20 protein-coding genes are annotated in these 18,522 nt (G+C 62.3%); all 20 read left to right on the top strand.

Annotation, left to right across the window (positions count from 1 at the left end):
* The first annotated feature begins 52 nt into the window (after window positions 1-52).
* Entirely contained in the window at window positions 53-760 is a 708-nt protein-coding gene (locus tag R8871_RS34180) for a hypothetical protein (protein WP_175054358.1), read from the top strand.
* The gene (locus R8871_RS34175) at window positions 753-2,846 is read left to right on the top strand and encodes a phage terminase large subunit family protein (RefSeq protein WP_175054357.1); all 2,094 of its coding nucleotides are present in this window, start codon (window positions 753-755) and stop codon (window positions 2,844-2,846) included. Before R8871_RS34180 ends, R8871_RS34175 begins: the two co-directional genes overlap by 8 nt.
* A gap of 5 nt (window positions 2,847-2,851) precedes the next feature.
* Complete coding sequence (gpW, locus tag R8871_RS34170) at window positions 2,852-3,121, top strand: gpW family head-tail joining protein (RefSeq protein WP_175054356.1); 270 nt, start codon at window positions 2,852-2,854, stop codon at window positions 3,119-3,121.
* Entirely contained in the window at window positions 3,121-4,773 is a 1,653-nt protein-coding gene (locus R8871_RS34165; protein WP_175054355.1) for a phage portal protein, read from the top strand. Before gpW ends, R8871_RS34165 begins: the two co-directional genes overlap by 1 nt.
* Window positions 4,770-5,654 (top strand): S49 family peptidase, encoded by an 885-nt coding sequence (locus R8871_RS34160; RefSeq protein WP_175054354.1) that lies wholly within the window; start codon window positions 4,770-4,772, stop codon window positions 5,652-5,654. The genes R8871_RS34165 and R8871_RS34160 overlap by 4 nt, the downstream gene beginning before the upstream one ends.
* 65 nt (window positions 5,655-5,719) lie before the next feature.
* The gene (locus R8871_RS34155; RefSeq protein ID WP_175054353.1) at window positions 5,720-6,325 is read left to right on the top strand and encodes a hypothetical protein; all 606 of its coding nucleotides are present in this window, start codon (window positions 5,720-5,722) and stop codon (window positions 6,323-6,325) included.
* Between the two features lie 41 nt (window positions 6,326-6,366).
* Complete coding sequence (locus tag R8871_RS34150) at window positions 6,367-7,023, top strand: head decoration protein (protein WP_175054352.1); 657 nt, start codon at window positions 6,367-6,369, stop codon at window positions 7,021-7,023.
* A 75-nt stretch (window positions 7,024-7,098) separates the two neighbouring features.
* Entirely contained in the window at window positions 7,099-8,136 is a 1,038-nt protein-coding gene (locus R8871_RS34145; protein ID WP_175054351.1) for a major capsid protein, read from the top strand.
* A gap of 2 nt (window positions 8,137-8,138) precedes the next feature.
* On the top strand, window positions 8,139-8,447 hold the full coding sequence (locus tag R8871_RS34140) for a head-tail joining protein (RefSeq protein WP_175054350.1): 309 nt from the start codon (window positions 8,139-8,141) through the stop codon (window positions 8,445-8,447).
* Window positions 8,444-8,998 (top strand): hypothetical protein, encoded by a 555-nt coding sequence (locus R8871_RS34135; protein WP_175054349.1) that lies wholly within the window; start codon window positions 8,444-8,446, stop codon window positions 8,996-8,998. The genes R8871_RS34140 and R8871_RS34135 overlap by 4 nt, the downstream gene beginning before the upstream one ends.
* 9 nt (window positions 8,999-9,007) lie before the next feature.
* Window positions 9,008-9,280: a DUF2635 domain-containing protein gene (locus tag R8871_RS34130; RefSeq protein WP_175054348.1), complete on the top strand. Its 273-nt coding sequence runs from the start codon at window positions 9,008-9,010 to the stop codon at window positions 9,278-9,280.
* Complete coding sequence (locus R8871_RS34125) at window positions 9,281-10,786, top strand: phage tail sheath subtilisin-like domain-containing protein (RefSeq protein WP_175054347.1); 1,506 nt, start codon at window positions 9,281-9,283, stop codon at window positions 10,784-10,786. It begins immediately after the preceding gene.
* A 79-nt stretch (window positions 10,787-10,865) separates the two neighbouring features.
* A complete protein-coding gene (locus R8871_RS34120; protein WP_175054346.1) occupies window positions 10,866-11,252 on the top strand; it encodes a phage tail tube protein in 387 nt (128 codons plus the stop codon).
* A 2-nt stretch (window positions 11,253-11,254) separates the two neighbouring features.
* Window positions 11,255-11,872, top strand: coding sequence for a phage tail assembly protein (locus R8871_RS34115; RefSeq protein ID WP_175054345.1), 618 nt, complete (start codon window positions 11,255-11,257; stop codon window positions 11,870-11,872).
* A 68-nt stretch (window positions 11,873-11,940) separates the two neighbouring features.
* Window positions 11,941-13,761 (top strand): phage tail tip lysozyme, encoded by a 1,821-nt coding sequence (locus R8871_RS34110; protein ID WP_175054344.1) that lies wholly within the window; start codon window positions 11,941-11,943, stop codon window positions 13,759-13,761.
* Window positions 13,758-15,194 carry a DNA circularization protein gene (locus R8871_RS34105; protein WP_175054343.1) on the top strand — a complete coding sequence of 479 codons (1,437 nt, stop codon included), beginning with the start codon at window positions 13,758-13,760 and terminating at the stop codon, window positions 15,192-15,194. Before R8871_RS34110 ends, R8871_RS34105 begins: the two co-directional genes overlap by 4 nt.
* A 3-nt stretch (window positions 15,195-15,197) precedes the next feature.
* Window positions 15,198-16,265, top strand: a complete 1,068-nt coding sequence (locus R8871_RS34100; protein ID WP_175054342.1) for a phage baseplate assembly protein — start codon at window positions 15,198-15,200, stop codon at window positions 16,263-16,265.
* Window positions 16,265-16,909 (top strand): phage baseplate assembly protein V, encoded by a 645-nt coding sequence (locus R8871_RS34095; protein WP_175054341.1) that lies wholly within the window; start codon window positions 16,265-16,267, stop codon window positions 16,907-16,909. Before R8871_RS34100 ends, R8871_RS34095 begins: the two co-directional genes overlap by 1 nt.
* On the top strand, window positions 16,906-17,361 hold the full coding sequence (locus R8871_RS34090) for a phage GP46 family protein (protein WP_175054340.1): 456 nt from the start codon (window positions 16,906-16,908) through the stop codon (window positions 17,359-17,361). The genes R8871_RS34095 and R8871_RS34090 overlap by 4 nt, the downstream gene beginning before the upstream one ends.
* Window positions 17,361-18,521, top strand: a complete 1,161-nt coding sequence (locus R8871_RS34085; RefSeq protein ID WP_175054339.1) for a baseplate J/gp47 family protein — start codon at window positions 17,361-17,363, stop codon at window positions 18,519-18,521. Before R8871_RS34090 ends, R8871_RS34085 begins: the two co-directional genes overlap by 1 nt.
* Window position 18,522: the final 1 nt, after the last annotated feature.

Here is an 18,522-nt window from a genome sequence, read left to right as displayed (position 1 = left end):
GCCCGTTTCTCCCGTTCCACTGGGTAAAAAAATCCCGTTACACGTTACACCTATGGCGGCATCGAACGCAGCGCAAAGCCTCGCGGCGTCTGGGAAGCGTGGTGTAACGAAGGCTGGTGGCAAAACTCGGGGGAAGGCGCAAGCCGTTACACCAGCCGCCGTTACACCGGCGGGCAGCGACGGGATGATCGGCAAGGCGGCGCTTTGCGAAGCGCTGGGCTGGACGCGGCCGAAGCTTGACCGTCGGCTCGACAGCGACGAGAAATTTCCGATCGCGCAGCGCGGCACGCGCGCCGGCGGCTGGGCCTTCGATCTCGCCGCGGTGCGCACTTATCTGGAAAGCGGATCGCAAGCATCGGCGCCGGCGGCCGCCGCGCACTTCGATCAGCGCATCGATCCGAAGGCGTCGAGCAATCCGTACCCTGGCGCGAAGTACTCCGTCGTCCCGCCGGCTGGCGTTGAGCCAGTCGTGCATTCCGGCGAGCAGTCCGCACGGCAGCGGCGCGACGCCGTGCAGGCTGAGATCCTCGAAGACAAGCTGCGTCGCGATCGTGGCGAGCTCGTGCAGGCGGAGGTGATGCGCCAGGTGATCACGAAGATGCTCGTGCACCTCGGCAAGGGTCTCGACCGGCTGTCCGATCAGGTGGTCGACAAGTTGGGTTTGCCGGAGTCAAACGCTGACGATATCCGGGATCTGACCGACGATCTTCGTGCAACGATGGTCGACGAGCTGAACGTGTTGCTAGGTCCCGATGCTTGAGAACGCTTACGCCGACGCGTACCAGATCGCGCGCGAGGCGCTAGCGGCATTCATACCGCCGAAGCGTGAGACGGTCGCGCAGTACGCCGCGATGAATCGCCGCCTGTCCAATCAGGGCGGTGGCTTCGTCGGCCGCTGGCACCACGAGAAAGCGCCGTATCTCGTCGCGCCGATGGAGACGCTCACACGGCTTGACTACCTGACGACGGTGGTCGTCGGTCCGGGCCAATCGGGCAAAACGGAGATTGCGCAGAACTGGTTGCTCAAGTCTGTTGCGAATGACCCGGGCGACATGCTCTGGTACATGCAGACGGATCCGGGCCTCGAGGCCTTCGTCAAGAGCCGGATCAACACGCAGATCAATAGCCATCCCGAGATGGCGATGCGGCTCGGGTCGAAGCCCGTCGACGACTCGTTGCACTACAAGATGTTCGACGGCATGCACGTCGAATTTCTGTCGGCGAACGACAACAACCTGATCAACAAGTCGGCGCCTCGGATCGTCGCCGACGAGATCGATGCATATCCGGTATCGCTCGGCGACATCAAGGCGGTGCTGGACGTGCGGCGCCAGACATTCGGCCGGCAGTCGATGCTGCTCGGGATGAGCCACCCGGACCGTGCGCGCGGGATGGTACCGGAGCGTGACTGGACCGCCGGCATCATGGCTCTATACGGCGACAGCGATCGCCGCGTCTGGTACTGGCCTTGTCCGCACTGCGGTGCATGGTCGAGCCCGGTACCGCTCGCCGCACGTTTCATGGTGTTGCACTACCAGGACGACTGGAGTCTCGATGAGATCCAGGAGAAGGCGCGGCTCATTTGTCCTGTGAATGGCTGCCTGATTGAGGACCGCGATCGCCGTGCCATGAACCTCGCCGCTTACCGCTCTCCATTCGGCGGATGGGTCGGCGAAGGTCAGGAGATCTCACAGGATGGTGTCGTGACCGGCGAACTGGTCGCGCGCGACAGTGCCGGCTTCTGGATCGTCGGCGCCATGTCGCCATTCATCCTCGGCGGCATTGGTGGTCTCGCTCGGGCGAAAGCGAAAGCGGAGCGCGAGTACGAGGTCGACGGTGATGACAAGACGCTCCGGCAGGTCGTCGCCAAACAATGGGGCTTTCTGTATTCGCCCAAGCGCGGCACGGGTTCGATCGATGCGAATGTGCTTGCGGAGCGTGCCGAGGCGGCGCTCAAGCTGGCAGAGGTTCCCGAGGGCGTCCGCTTCCTGACGGCCGGCGTCGACGCGAACGGCGGACGGTTCGAGTGGCTGGTTCGCGGCTGGGGCGTGAACGGCGAGAGCTGGGTGATAGAGAAAGGGCGCCTTCTCGGCGATCCCGCGACGAACGCAGATGATTGGGATCAACTGCTCGAGATCATCGGGCGGACTTATCCGCTTTCGGACGGCAGCCGCCGGCGAATGCCGATCCGCGCGTTCGGTTTCGACAGTGGCGGCGAAGCCGGCGTGACGCAGCAGGCATATTCCGCATGGCACCGCTGGCGGAAGTTGAAGGGCGTTGTGCGTCTGATCGGCAAGATCGCCGGTCGCGATGCGTGGACCGTGATACCCACCAAGGGCGCTAGTGCGCTGGGTGCACAGCGGCTCGTGGTGACGTACCCGGACACGGGGCGTAAATCGAACCGTGCGGCTGCTGGCGGTACCGTCCCCGTTGCGCAGTTCAATCCGAACAATTTCAAGGACGATCTTTCCGGCCAGCTGCAGAAAGCGGACGTCGGCGAGTGGTATGTGCATTTCCCGTATGCGTTGCGTTCTCCCGAAGAACCTCACCTCTGGTTCGAGCAGCTGACCGCTGAGACGCGCATGAAGAACGGCCGGTGGGAAAAGTCCATCAAGAGCCGCCGCAACGAGGCGCTCGACCTGATGGTGCTCACGCACGTAATGGCGCACCTCCACGGCCTCGCTCGGATTGATTGGGCAAAGCCCCCATCGTGGGCGGCCGCGTGGGACACAAATTCATCCCTGATCGCAGGGTCAGCCACACCGGCTTCGAGCGCGCCCGAGTCTACGGCTGGTTCTGGCGATGCTCAGCAGAAGTCGAAATCCGCAGTTCACCGTTTCCGCTAAATCCTATGGCCACTACCGATCTGAGCTCGCCGTATTACGGCATGAGCGACGCGCAGCTGCAGGCCGCGCTCGTGTCGGCGCAGCAGGCCTTGATTGATCTGCGAACGGGCAAGAAGTTGGTCACCGTCTCGTACGCGCAAGGCGGCGGCTCTCGCAGCGCGACGTTCCAGCAAACCGACATGGCGAATCTGCGCATGCTCATTCTCGAGTTGCAGCAGGCACTCAACCCGGGCGTGCGCATTAATCGTCGCCGCTTCATCACGCCGGTGTTCTGATGAGCAAAGAGATCACGCTCGTCGATGCGGGGGGGAATCCGATCCGCCGTGCGCGTGCCGACTATCCGAACGGCATGCCTCTACGGAGTCAGGTCGGCGCCTCGTTTTTCCCGTATCAGGCCGCGGAGTGGCAGACGCAGGAGATGGGTGCGTGGCTGCCGTGGATCCGTTCGCCCGACGCCGAGATTACCCAGTTCCGCGACCGGATGGTCGCGCGCTCGCGCGATCAGGTTCGCAATGACGGTCGCTCGAGCGGAGGCATCACCCGAATCCTCGACAGCGCGATTGGCGCGTCGCTGCGCCTGTCCGCCGCGCCTGACTATCGCGCGTTGCGTCTCATCAGCGGGGCGAAGTTCGACATCCAGTGGGCGAAGGAATTCGCGAGCGCCGCCGAGGCGCGCTGGCGCATGTTCTCGAACGACCTGAACCGTTACAACGACGTGTCGCGGCAGCTCACCGTGTCGCAGCAGCTGCGTCTCGCGCTGCGTCACAAGTTGATCGACGGCGAGAATCTGGTCGTCAATTACTGGAAGCCCGAGCGCGTTGGCCGCGGCGCGGCCCAGTATGCGACCTGCTTTCTGGTCGTGGATCCGGACCGCCTGTCGAATCCCATGCAGATGCTTGACACAAAGCACCTGCGTGGTGGTGTCGAGGTCGACGAGGACGGCGTCCCGCTCGCATATCACATTCGCAGGGCGCACCAGAACGACTGGTACAACGCCGTCGAGAGCATGGAGTGGGAGCGTGTCGAGCGTGAAGACGAGGACGGCTGGCGGCGCGTCATCCATGACTATGACCGCGATCGCGCCGGACAGAACCGCGGAATTGGCGTCTTCATTCCTGTGCTGGCGCACGCGAAGATGCTCGCGCGTTATTACGGCATCGAGCTGCAGGCGGCCGCGCTCGCCGCAACGATCGGCACGTACGTTACGAGCCCCTACGATCCCTCGGAAGTGCAGGATGCGATCGGCAGCGATCAGGAGCTCAAGTTCTACCAAAGCCTGAGAAAAGACTGGAACGACGAGCGGCCGGCGATGTTCAACGGCGTGCGCGTGCCGGCGCTGGCGCCTGGCGAAGAAATCAAGTCGGTGGCGTCGGACCATCCTCATAACGGCTTTACTGAGTTCGTGCATGAGATGCAGGGTTGCGTCGCTTCGGCGCTTGGTGTCCCGATTGAACAGGTCACGCAGGATTGGTCGAGGAGCAACTACTCGAACATGCGCGGTTCAATGCTCGAGGGATGGAAGACATTGATCCGGCGCCGCCTGGATTTTTCCGCCGGCACGGCGACGCCGATGTATGCGGTGTGGCTTCGCGAGTCCATGGAGAACGACGAACTGCCGTTGCCGAATGGCGCGCCTGACTTCCTGGAAGCCGCCACGGCCTACGCGGCCTGTTCGTGGCTCGGGCCCGCACGCGGCTGGGTCGACCCGGTCAAGGAGCCGCAGGGCTCCATTCTTAAGATGGACGCGGCGCTTACGACGCTCAAGCAGGAAGCCGCCGAGCAGGGGCTGGACTGGGAAGAAGTGCTCGATCAGCGTCAGATCGAAATCGAGGCTTTCAAGAAACGCGACATGCAACTTCCCGAATGGGGCGGCAGCGAGATGGCGACGCGTACCGACGAACCTCCTGAACAGCCGAAGGCGGCATGATCAACTATCCCCACCTGGCCACGCGGCTTTTCAATGTGCCGATCGCGATCCTGCCGCATAAGGCTGAAGTCGTGATGGCAGCCCTCGCAGACCGCTTCGGCATATCGCATCTCTTCCGTGGTGACGGCTCGTCGCTCGAGCTGGCGAACGGCGGCGCGCGCGCGTTTCTCGACGCCGAGGACGACGGTGAGGAAGCGCAGTACAAGCCCTATGACGTGACGCAGGGCGTCGCGCGCATTCCGATCGAAGGCACGCTGGTGCACAAGCTCGGGATGCTTGAGCCGTATTCCGGCATGACCGGATATGACGGGATCCGCGCGCTGCTGAGCATGGCGCTCGGCGATCCGGACGTGCGGGCGATCATGCTCGATATCGATTCTCCGGGCGGCGAGGTATCGGGATGCTTCGATCTGGTTGATGCGATCTATGCGGCCCGCGGCCGAAAGCCGATCTGGGCCGTCCTGACAGAAAGCGCTTATTCCGCTGCGTACGCGATTGCGAGCGCGGCCGATCGGATCATCGTTCCGCGCACGGGCGGGACCGGCAGCGTCGGTGTGATCTGCATGCACGTCGATATGTCGCAGGCACTCTCGAAGGCGGGGATCGACGTCACGCTCATTCATTACGGTGCAAAAAAAGCGGACGGCAACGAGTTCAATCCGTTGTCGAAAGATGCGCTCGCCCGCTTCCAGTCTGACGTCGACAAGATGGGCGAGATCTTCGTCAAGACGGTCGCGCGCAATCGAGACCTCAAAACGGCCGTCGTGCGCGACACGGAGGCTGGCACTTTTCTCGGCGCCGCCGGCGTCGATATCGGCTTCGCCGATGCCGTCATGGCACCGGATGAAGCTTTCGCGTCCCTGCTCGACGAGCTGGGCTGATTCATCCCACCATCAGGGTAAATCCAATGAGCACTACGTTACGCAACCTCATGTCACGAGGTGGGTTGAGCTTCGCCCATCTCGCCCGTGGTTCCCGCGCTTCCGACGACGATAAGGATGACGACGACAGCGGTAAGGGCAAGCGCAGCAAGCGCGCCTCGGACGACGAGGACGATAAGCAACAGGACCGTGAAGACGGCGACAGCAAACGCGGCTCGCGCGCCGAAGGTGACGAGTCGGACGACGATAAGGATGACGACGAGGACGACGATCACGATGACGGCGGCAAGGGCAAACGCAGCAAGCGTGCTGCGGACAAGGAGGACGACGAAAGCGCCGACGAGGATGACGACGACGAGGAAGAGATGCGCGGCAATAGCGCAGCTGCTAACGCGCGTCGCCGCGAACGCGCGCGTTGTGCTGCCATCTTCGCGTGCAAGGGTGCGGGTCGCAACCCGGTCCTAGCCTGCAAGCTGGCGTTCAGTTCGGCCATGCCGCGAAGCGAGGCGATCGAAGTCCTTAATGGCGCGCCGGCGGCGGAAGGCAGCCGCGGACGTCGTCAGAACCCCAACCTTGGGATCGATAGCGATCGCAGCGTGAGCAGCGAGCAGTCGATCGCGGCCAGCTGGGACGTGGCGTTCCAGAAGGCTGGTGCGAAGCGGCGCCGCTAAGCAAGGCTGCTCACTCCTCTTTCTAACTCAGGAATCCGATCATGGCTCAGACCCCTCTTCTTGAAAACCGGCACGACGGTGGCTTTCTCGTGTCGGAAGCGCGCGGGCACCGTTCGCGCGATGCAGTCACATTTAGCGGCGCCGTTCGACATCTTCCCGGCGAAGTAATCGCGAAGAAGGCCGGCGGCACAGCAACGGCTGTGGCGAAGGCCGGAAACACCGGAAACGGCGTTTTCACGATCGACGCGACGACGCCCGTTCTGCCGAATGCGAAAACAGGTATCTACGTCGTGCGATGCACTATCGCAGCGACGAACAGCGGCACGTTTCGCGTGTTTGATCCCGCCGGCGACGTCGTCGGCGATATCGTCGTCGGACAAACGTTCGCCGACCAGATCAAGTTTGCGATCGCCGACGGTGCGACCGACTTTATCGTCGGCGACGAGTTCGACGTGGACGTGTCCGTTACCTCGACAACCTTCGTTCCGTTGAATCCGACGGCGACGGACGGGACGCAGATCGCGGCGGCCATCAGTTTCGGAACCTATGACGCAACGTTGGCCGATGTGCCGGGCGCTGCCGTCACGCGCGATGCCGAAGTGAATGGCGGCGAACTGATCTGGCCGACGGGGATCACCACCGCGCAGCTTGCGACGGCGCAAGGGCAACTCGCCGCGAAGGGCATCATTACCCGCTAAGTCTTACCCGCCGGGGTTTTTCTTTCCTTTGTCCTGTGGCCGCGTTCGCGGCCATTATTATTTCTGGAGCCGATAATGGCCAGTTTGGACGTATTCCATCAGGATGCTTTCTCGACCATCCAGCTCACCGCAGCGGTCGACAAATATCCATATCAACCGGTGGGCCTTGGCGATCTCGATATCTTCGAGGACGAACCCATCCGTAATACCGTGCTCGCCGTCGAGCAGCGTCAGGGTCAGCTGATCCTGATTCCGACGTCGCCGCGTGGCGCGGAAGGCACGCAGCGTGTCACCGAAACCCGTGCGGCAAGGTACTTCAAAGTGCCGCGCCTGATGCACGACGACACGATCTACGCGAACGAGATTCAGGATATCCGCGCGTTCGGCACGGAATCCGAGCTCATGCAGCTGCAGGCCGAACTGGCCCGCCGCGTTAGCGGGCCGACGGGCATTCTGCGCAACATCGAGTACACGTGGGAATTCCACCGGCTGGCTGCCGTGCAGGGCCAACTGCTCGATGCAAACGGCTCCGTGATCTACAACTTCTTCGACGAGTTCGGGATCACGCCGGCGACAGAAGTTGGATTTAACCTGCCGGCCGCAACGCCGAATTCCGTGCGTCCGATCTGCAACCAGATCCGTCGGGCAATGATGCGCAAGGCGCAGGGCGCCTGGTTGCCGACCACCAAGGTGTATGCGATGTGCGGCGACGTGTTCTATGACGACTTCGTCAACCACCCGGACGTGATCCGCACTTACCTGAACTGGTCGGCTGCGGCAGATCTGCGCGACGATAGCCAGGGTGCAGCGTTCGATACGTTCAAGTTCGCGGGCATCTACTGGATGAACTACCGTGGCTCGGACGACAACTCGACCATCAAGATCGCAGACGACAAGGTCAAGTTCTTCCCGGTCGGTGCGCCCGGCGTCTTCCGCCGCGCGTTGGCGCCCGGTGAATCGTTCGAGTGGGTCAATACGCCGGGCAAGCCGATGTACATGATCCCTATCATGGATCGCGACCGCAATGCATGGTGGAAGGTTGAGGGCTACTCGTATCCGCTCCATATCTGCACGCGGCCGGAAATGCTGCAGAGCGGTCGCCTCGAATCCTGACCGTGATCGACTTTGACGGGACGCTGAACGCCGCGATCGGCAAAGCACTTGGGGACGAGGTGCCGATCGTGTTTCCGGGCATCAGCACACCTGTGCTCGGTATCTTTTCGCTGATCACGGATCACATCTTCAGCGAGGAGAGCGGTGCGTCCGCGAACATCACGGTCGCGACGCTAGGCCTGCAGGTCTCCCAGCTGCCATCACCACCCCAGCAAGGCATCGTCATCCAGATCAACGGGGCGAGCTACGTCGTAAAGGACGTTGCGATCGACGGCCTCGGCTGGGCTTACCTCGATCTGGGCGCTCAATGACGACCTCACGTGATCTGCGCGAGCTCGCCGTGCAGGGTCTTGTCGTGTCCGGCGCGACAGCAGCCGGCACGAATGTCTTTTCGCCGCGCACATGGCCAACGTGGGACGGGACCTACCCGATGCTTCTCGTCCAGACGCCCGACGAGGACGGTCAGTCGTGGGGGCCGCACGGTCCGCCGGCGTTCACGGTAACGACAACCTTACGCGTCACGGCACGTGCACAGGCCGCGGCGCTGACAGGTGATCAGGCAGCGGTGGTCGTCGAAGAGCAGCTCGAGACGCTACGCGAGCAGATCAAGGCGGCGCTCATCAACTATCCGCCCTTGATGTCTTTGCTTCAGCAATACCCGTTTTTCAGGTCGACGATGCAGCCATCTGGCGAAGGGCAGTCGCCGATCGGCCAATTAGTGCTCGACATTGGTCTCGAGTTTGTACAGGGACCGCACGACTTCTATCAGCCCGCCGCGGTGCCGCTCACCGGCGTCGATCTGACGGTTCAGGTACCCGACGGCACGACCGTGCCGGGTCTGACGATCAACCTTCCCCAGTAGAGGATCTCCATGTTTGTGAAACCTGCTCCGGGCGTGCTCCTGCGCGACCCGGTCACGAAGCAGCTGCTGTCGGATGCGCCGGTTGGGGGGCTGAAGACGACTGTAGTGCCGCCTGAGGGCATGAAGGTCAGCGACTTCGACAAGTACTGGCTGCGCCGGATCCACGATCGCGATGCCGTGAAGGTATCGGATGTGACCGATGCGCAGGCGACTTCCACAACCAGCAACGCTGGCACCGTACAGAAGGTCTCGGACGGTGAAGCGGAAACCGGAGCAAACTAAATGGGCGATATCTCGTTTCCGAATATTCCGCAGAACATCCGTGTACCGCTGTTCTACGCGGATATCGATCCGTCGAATGCGAATACTGGGCAGCAGTCGCTTCGTGCGCTGATCATCGGCCAGATGCTCACCGGCAGTCCGGGTGTCCCGAGCCAGGCCGTAATCTGCCAAGGCGTCGACGCGACCAAAGCGCTTGCTGGCCAGGGCTCAATGCTCGCATTGATGACAGCGGCATATCGCAAGCGCGACTCATTCGGTGAGGTGTGGCTGCTACCGCTACTGGACGACGGCTCGTCGACGGCGGCGGCCGGCAGTCTCAATTTCACCAGCGTGCCGACGGCGACGGGTGTCCTGTCGCTGTATATCGGTGGCCAGATTGTCTCGTTGGTGGTGACGCCGACCATGACGCTCCCGCAACTCGCGACCGCGCTTGCCGCCCAGATCGGTACGCTGCCGGATCTGCCGGTGACGGCGGCCGTCGACGTCACGACGACGAGTAAGGTTGATTTAACAGCGAAGAACAAGGGTCTCGCTGGCAACGATATCGACCTGCAACTGAACTACGGTGGCACGCTCGCCGGCGAAGCAACGCCCGCGGGACTGGCAGTAACGATCGTGGCGATGTCCGGTGGCGCAACGAATCCTTCGCAGCTGCCGACGGCACTTGCCAATCTGGGCGATCAGCAGTTCGACTTCATCGCTTTCCCATACACGGACAGCACGTCGCTTAGTGCGATCCAGTCGTTCCTGAGCACGCAGACGGGTCGCTGGAGCTGGAGCGAGCAACTCTACGGCGGTATGTACGCTGCATATCGCGGCACGCTCGGCACGCTCACGACTTTCGGCGTCACGCGCAATGATGAGCACGCGTCGATCATGGGTTTCAACGGATCGCCGACGCCGGCATGGGTGATCGCTGCCGATATCGCTGCCGCTGTTGCTGTTTCAGCGCGCGCTGATCCTGCGCAGCCGCTGCAGACTGTAACGCTCGCGACGATGCAGCCGCCACCGCGGCAGATGCGCTTTGCGTTGACCGACCGCAATACGTTGCTGTACGACGGGATCTCAACTTTCGATGTGGCCGACGACGGCACTGTGTCAATCGAAAACCTGATCACGACGTACCAGAAGAACAGCTTCGGCAACGCGGACAACAGCTACCTCGAAGTCGAGACGATGAACACGCTGGCCTTTGTGCTGCGCGATCTCAAATCGCTCGTCACGACGAAGTATGCGCGGAAAAAGCTGGCGGCCGACGGTACGCGGGTTGTGCCCGGGACCAACGTCGTCACGCCGAGCATGATCAAGTCGGATCTGATCGCGCGGTACGGGACGCTCGAGGAAAACGGCTACGTGCAGGGCAGTGCAGTTTTCGCACAAGGCCTCATCGTGCAGCAGAACTCGCAGAACCCGAACCGCGTCGACGTGCTGTATCCGGCCATCCTGATCGACCAGTTGCGGATCTTCGCGCTGCTGATGCAGTTCTCCAACATCGTCCCGGCGTAGATGACCTGACGGTTATCGCGCTGCTTCGCAGCAGGCCGCCGTCTGGCGGCTTCTCTAATTTCCGCGTGGAGCATTCCAAATGCCATCTCAGACTGGTGGACTTCTCGCCGGCACAGCCGACGTTTCCGTCGACGGCACGACATACATGGTCACCGGCGACTTCAAGTACAAATCCGGCAACAAGAAGCGCGAGACGCTGGGCGGTATGGACCGGATCCATGGCTACAAGGAAACGCCCTCGGCCCCGTTCATCGCATTCAATCTGCGGGACTGGGGCGGCCTGGTCGTGGGCGACATCAACAACTGGACCGATGTGACGTGCGTGGCCAGGCTCGCGAACGGCAAGACGGTGATCGGGAGTGCCATGTGGGCGGTTGAAGAACAGGAAGTCGACTCGACCGAAGCCAAATTCGACGTCCGTCTCGAAGGGACTGACGACTCCGTCACCGAAGTTACGACGAGCTGAGCATGAGCCAATCCGAAGAAAAGGTCATCACGCTGGACGTCCCGCTCTCGCTGGGGGACGCGCTGAAGTACGAATCGATCATGTTGCGTGAACCGACGGTCGACGAACTCGACCGCAGCACGCAGACGGCCGGATCGATCTATGCGGTGAACGCTGCGCTGATCTCGATGGTTTCGAGCATTCCGCTGACGTTGATCCGCAAGCTGGGGAAGACCAAGTACGAAGAGGCCGTTGCATATCTGAAGGGCTTCGACTGGACGCCCCCGAAAGATGATGCCAAGGCGCCCGTCAAGACCGTGGTGCTGAAGAAACCAATCACACTGAACGGCGACAACAGGACGTATGACTCGATCGCGCTCAGCGAGCCGACCGTCGAGCAGCTCGACCAAAGCGCGCAGGTTGAAGGCACGGCCTACGCGTGCAATGCCGAGCTGATCTCGCTCGTTTCTGGTGTGCCGCTCGCCGTCGTGCGGAAGATGGGCAAATCGAGCTACGAGGAGGCGACCGCGTTCCTCTCGGGTTTTACATGGGCGCCCCCGCAGTCTGGCGAGACCTCGGAGACCGGTGCGCCGACGTTACCCACTTCTTCCGATGGGGACCTGACGCCGTCGGCTGCATGAAGCTGAGCAGGTTCCAGTATTGGCACGACCAGGCCCTGCGCCTGAGACAGAGCACCTGAGGCCTTCCAATGCCCAACGTTTTCCAGATCACGATCAGCGCGGTCGACCGCGCGACCGCGGTCGCCAAGGGCGTCAACGCGTCAATCGGCAAGATTACCAAGCCGATCTCAGACGTGAAGGCCTCCGTGCAGGCTTTTTCGAAGGAAACCGGTCTCGACAAGTTCGGCGATCGCCTCGTCAAGGTCGGCGGCCTGGCTAGCGATGCGGCGCGCCGCATCGGATCGATTGCGCCGCCGCTCGCCGCGATTTCGGCTGCAGGCTCGATTGCAGGGCTTGCGACCATGGCCCACAGCTGGGGGCGCACGGCGACTGAGATCTCGAACACGGCATCGGTTATCGATGTGACGACCGACCAGCTGCAGAAGTATCGCGGCGCCGCTCGGCTGGCGGGCCTGTCGGATGCCGACATGACGTCTGGCCTGAAGTCGGTGGGCTCGGCATTCGAGGATGCGGCGGCGGGCCGCGACACGTTCGTCGCCGGGGTGCTGTCCAGCAAGAATATTGGCATCCACCGGATGGCCGATGGCTCGGTCAACACGATCCGCGCGTTGCATGACATTTCGAACGCCGCATCGAAGATCACGAACGCGCAGGCGCGCGAGAAGTTTCTCGACATCTTCGGACTAGGATCCCTCGCACCGCTGCTCTCGAAGGGGGGCGCAGCGATCGACGAGTACGTCGCGAAGTACGAGAAGCTGAACGCGACGATGACGCCAGACCAGATCGCACGCGGCCAACGCTTCAACGAGAACATGGTGGCGCTGGATGCATCGTTCGGGAAGCTGAAAAACACCCTGGGCGAGTCTGTAGCGCCGGCGCTGACAACTGTCGCGAACCGCCTCGAGCCGATCGCTCAGGAGTGGGGGCCGAAGGTCGCCGCGTGGATTGAGAACACGGACTGGAACAAGGCCGCTGACGACACCTCGAAGTTCGTCGATCAGCTGGGGGGCGTGAAGACGATCGCCGCTGCTGTCGCTGCGATCACATTCGCTGGTCCGATTCTGAGCATTACGACGCTGATCGCACAGGCGGTACGTCTCATCGGTCTACTTGGCACGATCGCAGTGACAACAGGGGCCGGTTCGGTCGTCGCGTTGGGCGCTGCCGGGTATATCGCGGAAAAGACGCGCCAGGCGGCTTTTGACAAAGCCATTCCCGCCGGGCCGAATCATGATCAGTATGTGGCGGACGCAATGGCCGGCGGTATCGTCACTCCAGAAGTTCAAGGGCCAAAGGGCGGCGGTTTCGGCGGCGATATCTACCGATGGGCCTCAGGCCTGTTCCGCTCGAGCGCTGCAAATAATGCCCAGACTGCGCCGATCGTCGGGCGCTTTCAGCAGATGGGATGGAGTCCGGCGCAGGCAGCGGGCATCGCGTCGAACATTTTCCGCGAGAGCGGCTATAACCCTGCGGCAAGTGGCGATAACGGTCAGGCATATGGCCTGGGGCAATGGCACAAGGATCGTCAGGAAGAATTCCGCAAGCGGTTCGGAAAAGACATCCGGCAGTCCTCTCTCGACGAGCAGCTTCAGTTCGTCGACTACGAGATGCGGCAGGGCAATGAACGTCGCGCGGGAACTGCCCTCGCGCAGGCAACGTCCGCGGCGCAGGCCGGCGAGATAGTGTCGAGACTTTATGAGCGTCCCGCCCAGGCGGACAACGAGGCGGCGATCCGTGCCAGTGACGCCGATGCGATCAATGGTCGCGTGCACGTGCAGATCGAACTGCCCAACGCTCCGAAGGGTACGCGGGCAACAGTCCGCAGCAGCGGGGCGGCGAGTGCCTCGGCGAACATCGGCGAGTCGTCCATGATGGAACCGGCAATATGAGTGCAGCAACCCTGACGACCTTTGCGGGCAGCATTGGCGGTCTCGCATCGGCTGCGCAGCAGGTCGCATCAATCCTGACGGGAAGCGGTGCCGGCACGTGGTGGGGGTCGCTGCGTCAGGCATCGTTTGGCGGCGTCCCGTTCGCCGTGCGGGAGAACCGTACGCGCTTCGGCGGCCGCAATGTCGTTCACCGCTACCCGATGCGCGACGACGCATATATCGAACCGCTCGGCAAGCTGCCGCGGCAATACGAGCTGATCGGCTTCCTGATCGAAAACAGCCGGGTCTACGGTGGTGGCCCGGTCATCGCACAGCGCGATGCGCTGGTTCTGGCCTGCGAGAAGGCTGGCCCACAGACGCTCGTGCACCCGACTTTCGGTGCCGTGCAGAACGTCAGCTGCATGGAATCGGAGGCAAGCGAGAGCTTCGATCATGGTCGGGTGATCATGATCCGCCTTTCGCTGATGCGAGGCGGCGCGAAGATCTATCCGAACGTCACGCAATCGACGCAGAACGGGGTTGATAGCGGTGCGCAGAATCTGTTTGGCAGCGCCCTGGTCGACTTCGCGACGAAGGCTGCCACCGCAGTTCAGCAGGGCGCTGCCGTCGTGAATACGGCCGTCGATACAGCTCTTTCGTGGTACCAGACGGCTGTGAGCGACGTCCACGATGTAGAGCGTGTGGTCAATGCCGTTTCGACGCTTTCCGGCGACTTCAGCCGGTTCTTCGGCGGCGGCAATAGCGGCTATACGGGCTCGAACCAGAAAGCGCCGGCGGGGACCACTGCAGAGCAACTGCTCGAGCAGGATACTGTCAGCGTCGCGGCGGTAGTAGCCGCTGGCAGTGCATTGCAGGTTGCGGCCGCGAACGCGAGCGATACGACGACCTTCGCGACGGCTGCGCAGACGCTCGTGACCGCGCTTGCAGCCACCGCCTCAGATCCCGCCGATGCGATTCGCCTGATGACGGATCTGGCGTCATTCAACCCGTCTGGCATGTTCACGAGCTCTCCGATCGGGTCGGCAATGTCGTCGATGCAGACGAGCTGCGGAGCGCTCTTCCGGCGAACGGCGCTTGCCGGCGTGGCGCAGGCCTGCGCCACTTATCAGCCGTCCTCGTATAACGATGCGACGACCGTGCTCGAGAACGTGACGACACTCTTCGATGCCGAGATCGAGACGGCAGGTGATGCAGAGGACGATGCAAGCTTCACGGCACTGCGCGCTTTACGTAGCGCAGTCGTTTCGGACCTGCAGGCGCGCGGTGGCGACCTCGCGCAGCTGGTGACGATGTCGTTCGCGGGTTCACTGCCGGCGCTCGTGCTGGCGCACCGGATTTACGACGACGCGGCCCGGTCCGATCAACTGGTTCAGCAAGTGCAGCCTATCCACCCGTTATTCATGCCCCAATCGTTCCAGGCACTGGCCAGCTGACGGATGGACGACGATCTGATTCTGATCGCGGGCGCCCAGGCGATCAGCGGCTGGACCGATGTGCGTGTCACGCGAGGTATCGAGCGCTGTCCGTCCGACTTCAACCTCGGGCTGACGGAAGATTTTCCGGGCGAGACAGAAGAGGTCATCGTGCAGGCGGGCGATCCGTTCCAGCTGCTCATCGGCTCGGACCGGGTCATCACCGGGTATATTGATGAATACGTGCCGGAGTATGACGCCGACAGTCATTCGATCGCCGCCGCGGGCCGTGGAAAGTGTCAGGACCTGATCGACTGCTCGGCAGTGTGGCCGAGCGGCCAGATCAGCGGGACATCGGCGCTCGACGTAGCGTCCAAACTTGCGGCGCACTATGGCATCAGCGTTACATGCGATATCGAAGGGCTGCCGCCGATCCCGCAGTTCAACATTTTCATCGGCGAAAGCGCGTACGACATCATTGAGCGGATCAGCCGGTACAGCCAACTGCTTGTCTATGACACGCCGGACGGCAATCTGCTGCTGACGCAGGCTCACAAGACCATGCATGTCGGCGGCATCGCCGAGGGCATCAATGCACAGCATGCCCGCGTGCGGTATTCGGCCTCGCAGCGGTTCTCGAAGTACACCGTCTTCACGCAGTCGGTCGAGACATTCAACGACGCCGGCGTTGGGGCGAACGTGATTGTCACCGTCGAGGACGTGGGGGTGAGGCGCACGCGCGAGCGCTATATCGTCGCGGAAGCCGTGCAAGGCTATGCGGATCTCGCGAAGCGCCGCGCGGTGTGGGAGATGAATCGCCGCGTTGCGCGTGCGGCCGAGATCACGGTCACGACCGACAGCTGGCGCGATGGGGCGGGCACGCTCTGGACGCCCAACACGCTCGTGCCCGTGACATTGCCCAAGCTGAAGATCGTCGATGAGGTCTGGCTGCTCGGCGAAGTGACCTATATCCGGAACGAGGAAGAAGGCACGATCGCGGAGCTCACGATCATGCGGCCCGAGGCCTATCTGCCAGAACCTGTCGCGCTGCAGCCGTTGTTCGTCGACGCAAGCGCATTGCCGGGGGCTTGATGGCTACCTTCCATGCAGCGATCCGTCAGGTAAGTCGAGCGCTGGGCCGTGCGCAGGCAACAGCGGACCGCCTCGCGCGACGCGTCCTGCTGCTCGTGGGCCGCGGTCGCGTCAGCGCGCCTGTGAATGATGCTGGCCCAGTCCAGGTGTTGCAGGCGCAGATCAACGAGCTCGAGACGATCGACAACCTGAAGCGCATTGCTGAATTCGGCTTCACGTCGGTACCGCCGCAGGGATCCGACGTCGCAATCGTATTCGTAGGCGGCGATCGCGGCGGTGGCCTCGTGATCGGTACGAACCATCAGGCGTCACGTCCTACAGGGCTCAAATCGGGCGAGACGATGATCTTCACGCAGGACGGCAAGCAGATCTATCTGACAGCCTCGGGCGGCATCTTCATCAAAGCAAACAATCAACCGGTCGAGGTCGACGGCGCCACGATCGTCACAATCAATGCAGCTACGAAGATCCGGGCGGTTACGCCCCGCTTCGAATGCACAGGCGACATCATCGACAACTGCGACTCACAGTCGAGCACGGTTGCGGAGCTGCGCGCGGCACATGATGAACACGATCACGAAGTGGTGGACGTCCAGACCGGTGGAAGCACCATCACGACGACCGGACCAAACCTGACCACATGAGCGATTTCAAGATTGTCTGGGACGTCGCTAACGCGCGCGGCGACTGGGCGCTCGTGCCCGGCGATATCGCGACTGGAGACGACCTGGAGACCGCATTGCTGTTCAGCATCTTCACCGATCGCATAGCCGCGCCGGACGACGAGATTCCTGACGGATCGAACGACCGGCGTGGGTGGTGGGGCGATGACGATTCGGGCGATGCCACCGGCCCGACAGGATCGCGCCTCTGGTTGCTCTCCCGTAGAACCTCACCGACAGACAAAACGCTCACGGATGCCTATGACTATGTGGTCGAAGCTATCCAGTGGTTGATCGATACGGACGTCGTCGGCAGCTTCGCTGTCGTTACGCAGTGGGTGCGCCCGGACATGCTCGGGATTTCTATTACTGCGTATCAGCCGGATGGCACGGCATTGCAGACCTATAACTGGGCTTGGCCCATGGTGAACTGATGCCATTTTCACGCCCTACGTTAAGCGCACTGCGCACCCAGATCTGGACGGACATCAAGAGCGCGGTCGGGCTTACAGTTTCGCTGTTGCAAAAGGCGGTCCTGAAGATCGTCGGATCGGCACTCGCCGCACTTGTTTTTGGTCTATACGGCTACCTGGACTGGATTGCGAAGCAGGCGGTTCCGTTCACATCAACCGACGAGTTCCTCGCGGGCTGGGGCGCGATGAAGAGCGTGTACCTCGAGGCCGCTACACAGGCGCAGCTCACCGTGCAGTTCACTGGAACCACGGGCACGCCGCTGCCGGCAGGAACGGGCGTGAACCGCACGGCCGACGGCTTTTCCTACGTGACAATGTCTGACGCCGTGTGGAGTGGCTCGACTGCAACGGCGAATATTCAAGCGGTCGCTGCGGGAACAGCGGGGAACTGCGATGTTGGAACATCAGTGTCTCTCGCCTCGGCAATCACAGGGATCCAGTCGAGCGGGACGGTGACGGCGATCGTCAGTTCAGCTGCGGACGTCGAGACCCAAGACGATTTCCGCGGTCGGGTGATGCTCGCATTCCAGGATCCAGTGCAGGGCGGCGCGCAAACCGACTACGTAAAGTGGGCGCGCGACGTGGCAGGCGTGACGCGCGCGTGGTGCGCGCCGAACGGGTTCGGCGCGGGCACAGTCGTCGTCTACTTCATGATGGATGAGGCGGAATCGTCGCACGCTGGCTTTCCGCAGGGCACGAATGGTGTGTCGCAATACGATGAGGGGCCTGGTGGCATACCACGCGACGTTGTGGCCACCGGCGACCAGCTCACGGTGGCCAACGCGATCATCAGCTTGCAACCGGTAACCGCGCTCGTCTATTCCTGTGCACCGATCGAGAACCAGATTGGCTTCAACATTACTGGCGTGACATCGACAACCACGCAGGAGGCGATCGAAGGGGCGCTTGCCGAACTGATGATCCGGGAAGGAGCGCCGGCTGGCACGATCGATCTGTCGGATGTGAATTCATCGATCGGTTCCGTGTCGGGGTCGTCAGGGTATTTGATCGAATCCATTACCAGCACCGTGGGAGGCGTGACAACCACTTATCCCGCGAATACCAACATTACGAACGCCACGGGCCAGTTGCCGGTGCTCGGTAACGTCAACTGGGTATAGC

The sequence above is a fragment of the Paraburkholderia sediminicola genome (assembly GCF_902859805.1).
GTDB lineage: Bacteria > Pseudomonadota > Gammaproteobacteria > Burkholderiales > Burkholderiaceae > Paraburkholderia > Paraburkholderia sediminicola.
Note: the sequence above shows the minus strand (reverse complement) of the source record. Positions and strands in the feature narration are given on the sequence as shown.

Coding starts and splice junctions, on each gene's coding strand:
- R8871_RS34180 (WP_175054358.1), top strand. CDS start 53: ATGGCGGCATCGAACGCAGCGCAAAGCCTCGCGGCGTCTGGGAAGCGT.
- R8871_RS34175 (WP_175054357.1), top strand. CDS start 753: ATGCTTGAGAACGCTTACGCCGACGCGTACCAGATCGCGCGCGAGGCG.
- gpW (WP_175054356.1), top strand. CDS start 2,852: ATGGCCACTACCGATCTGAGCTCGCCGTATTACGGCATGAGCGACGCG.
- R8871_RS34165 (WP_175054355.1), top strand. CDS start 3,121: ATGAGCAAAGAGATCACGCTCGTCGATGCGGGGGGGAATCCGATCCGC.
- R8871_RS34160 (WP_175054354.1), top strand. CDS start 4,770: ATGATCAACTATCCCCACCTGGCCACGCGGCTTTTCAATGTGCCGATC.
- R8871_RS34150 (WP_175054352.1), top strand. CDS start 6,367: ATGGCTCAGACCCCTCTTCTTGAAAACCGGCACGACGGTGGCTTTCTC.
- R8871_RS34145 (WP_175054351.1), top strand. CDS start 7,099: ATGGCCAGTTTGGACGTATTCCATCAGGATGCTTTCTCGACCATCCAG.
- R8871_RS34135 (WP_175054349.1), top strand. CDS start 8,444: ATGACGACCTCACGTGATCTGCGCGAGCTCGCCGTGCAGGGTCTTGTC.
- R8871_RS34130 (WP_175054348.1), top strand. CDS start 9,008: ATGTTTGTGAAACCTGCTCCGGGCGTGCTCCTGCGCGACCCGGTCACG.
- R8871_RS34125 (WP_175054347.1), top strand. CDS start 9,281: ATGGGCGATATCTCGTTTCCGAATATTCCGCAGAACATCCGTGTACCG.
- R8871_RS34120 (WP_175054346.1), top strand. CDS start 10,866: ATGCCATCTCAGACTGGTGGACTTCTCGCCGGCACAGCCGACGTTTCC.
- R8871_RS34115 (WP_175054345.1), top strand. CDS start 11,255: ATGAGCCAATCCGAAGAAAAGGTCATCACGCTGGACGTCCCGCTCTCG.
- R8871_RS34110 (WP_175054344.1), top strand. CDS start 11,941: ATGCCCAACGTTTTCCAGATCACGATCAGCGCGGTCGACCGCGCGACC.
- R8871_RS34105 (WP_175054343.1), top strand. CDS start 13,758: ATGAGTGCAGCAACCCTGACGACCTTTGCGGGCAGCATTGGCGGTCTC.
- R8871_RS34100 (WP_175054342.1), top strand. CDS start 15,198: ATGGACGACGATCTGATTCTGATCGCGGGCGCCCAGGCGATCAGCGGC.
- R8871_RS34095 (WP_175054341.1), top strand. CDS start 16,265: ATGGCTACCTTCCATGCAGCGATCCGTCAGGTAAGTCGAGCGCTGGGC.
- R8871_RS34090 (WP_175054340.1), top strand. CDS start 16,906: ATGAGCGATTTCAAGATTGTCTGGGACGTCGCTAACGCGCGCGGCGAC.
- R8871_RS34085 (WP_175054339.1), top strand. CDS start 17,361: ATGCCATTTTCACGCCCTACGTTAAGCGCACTGCGCACCCAGATCTGG.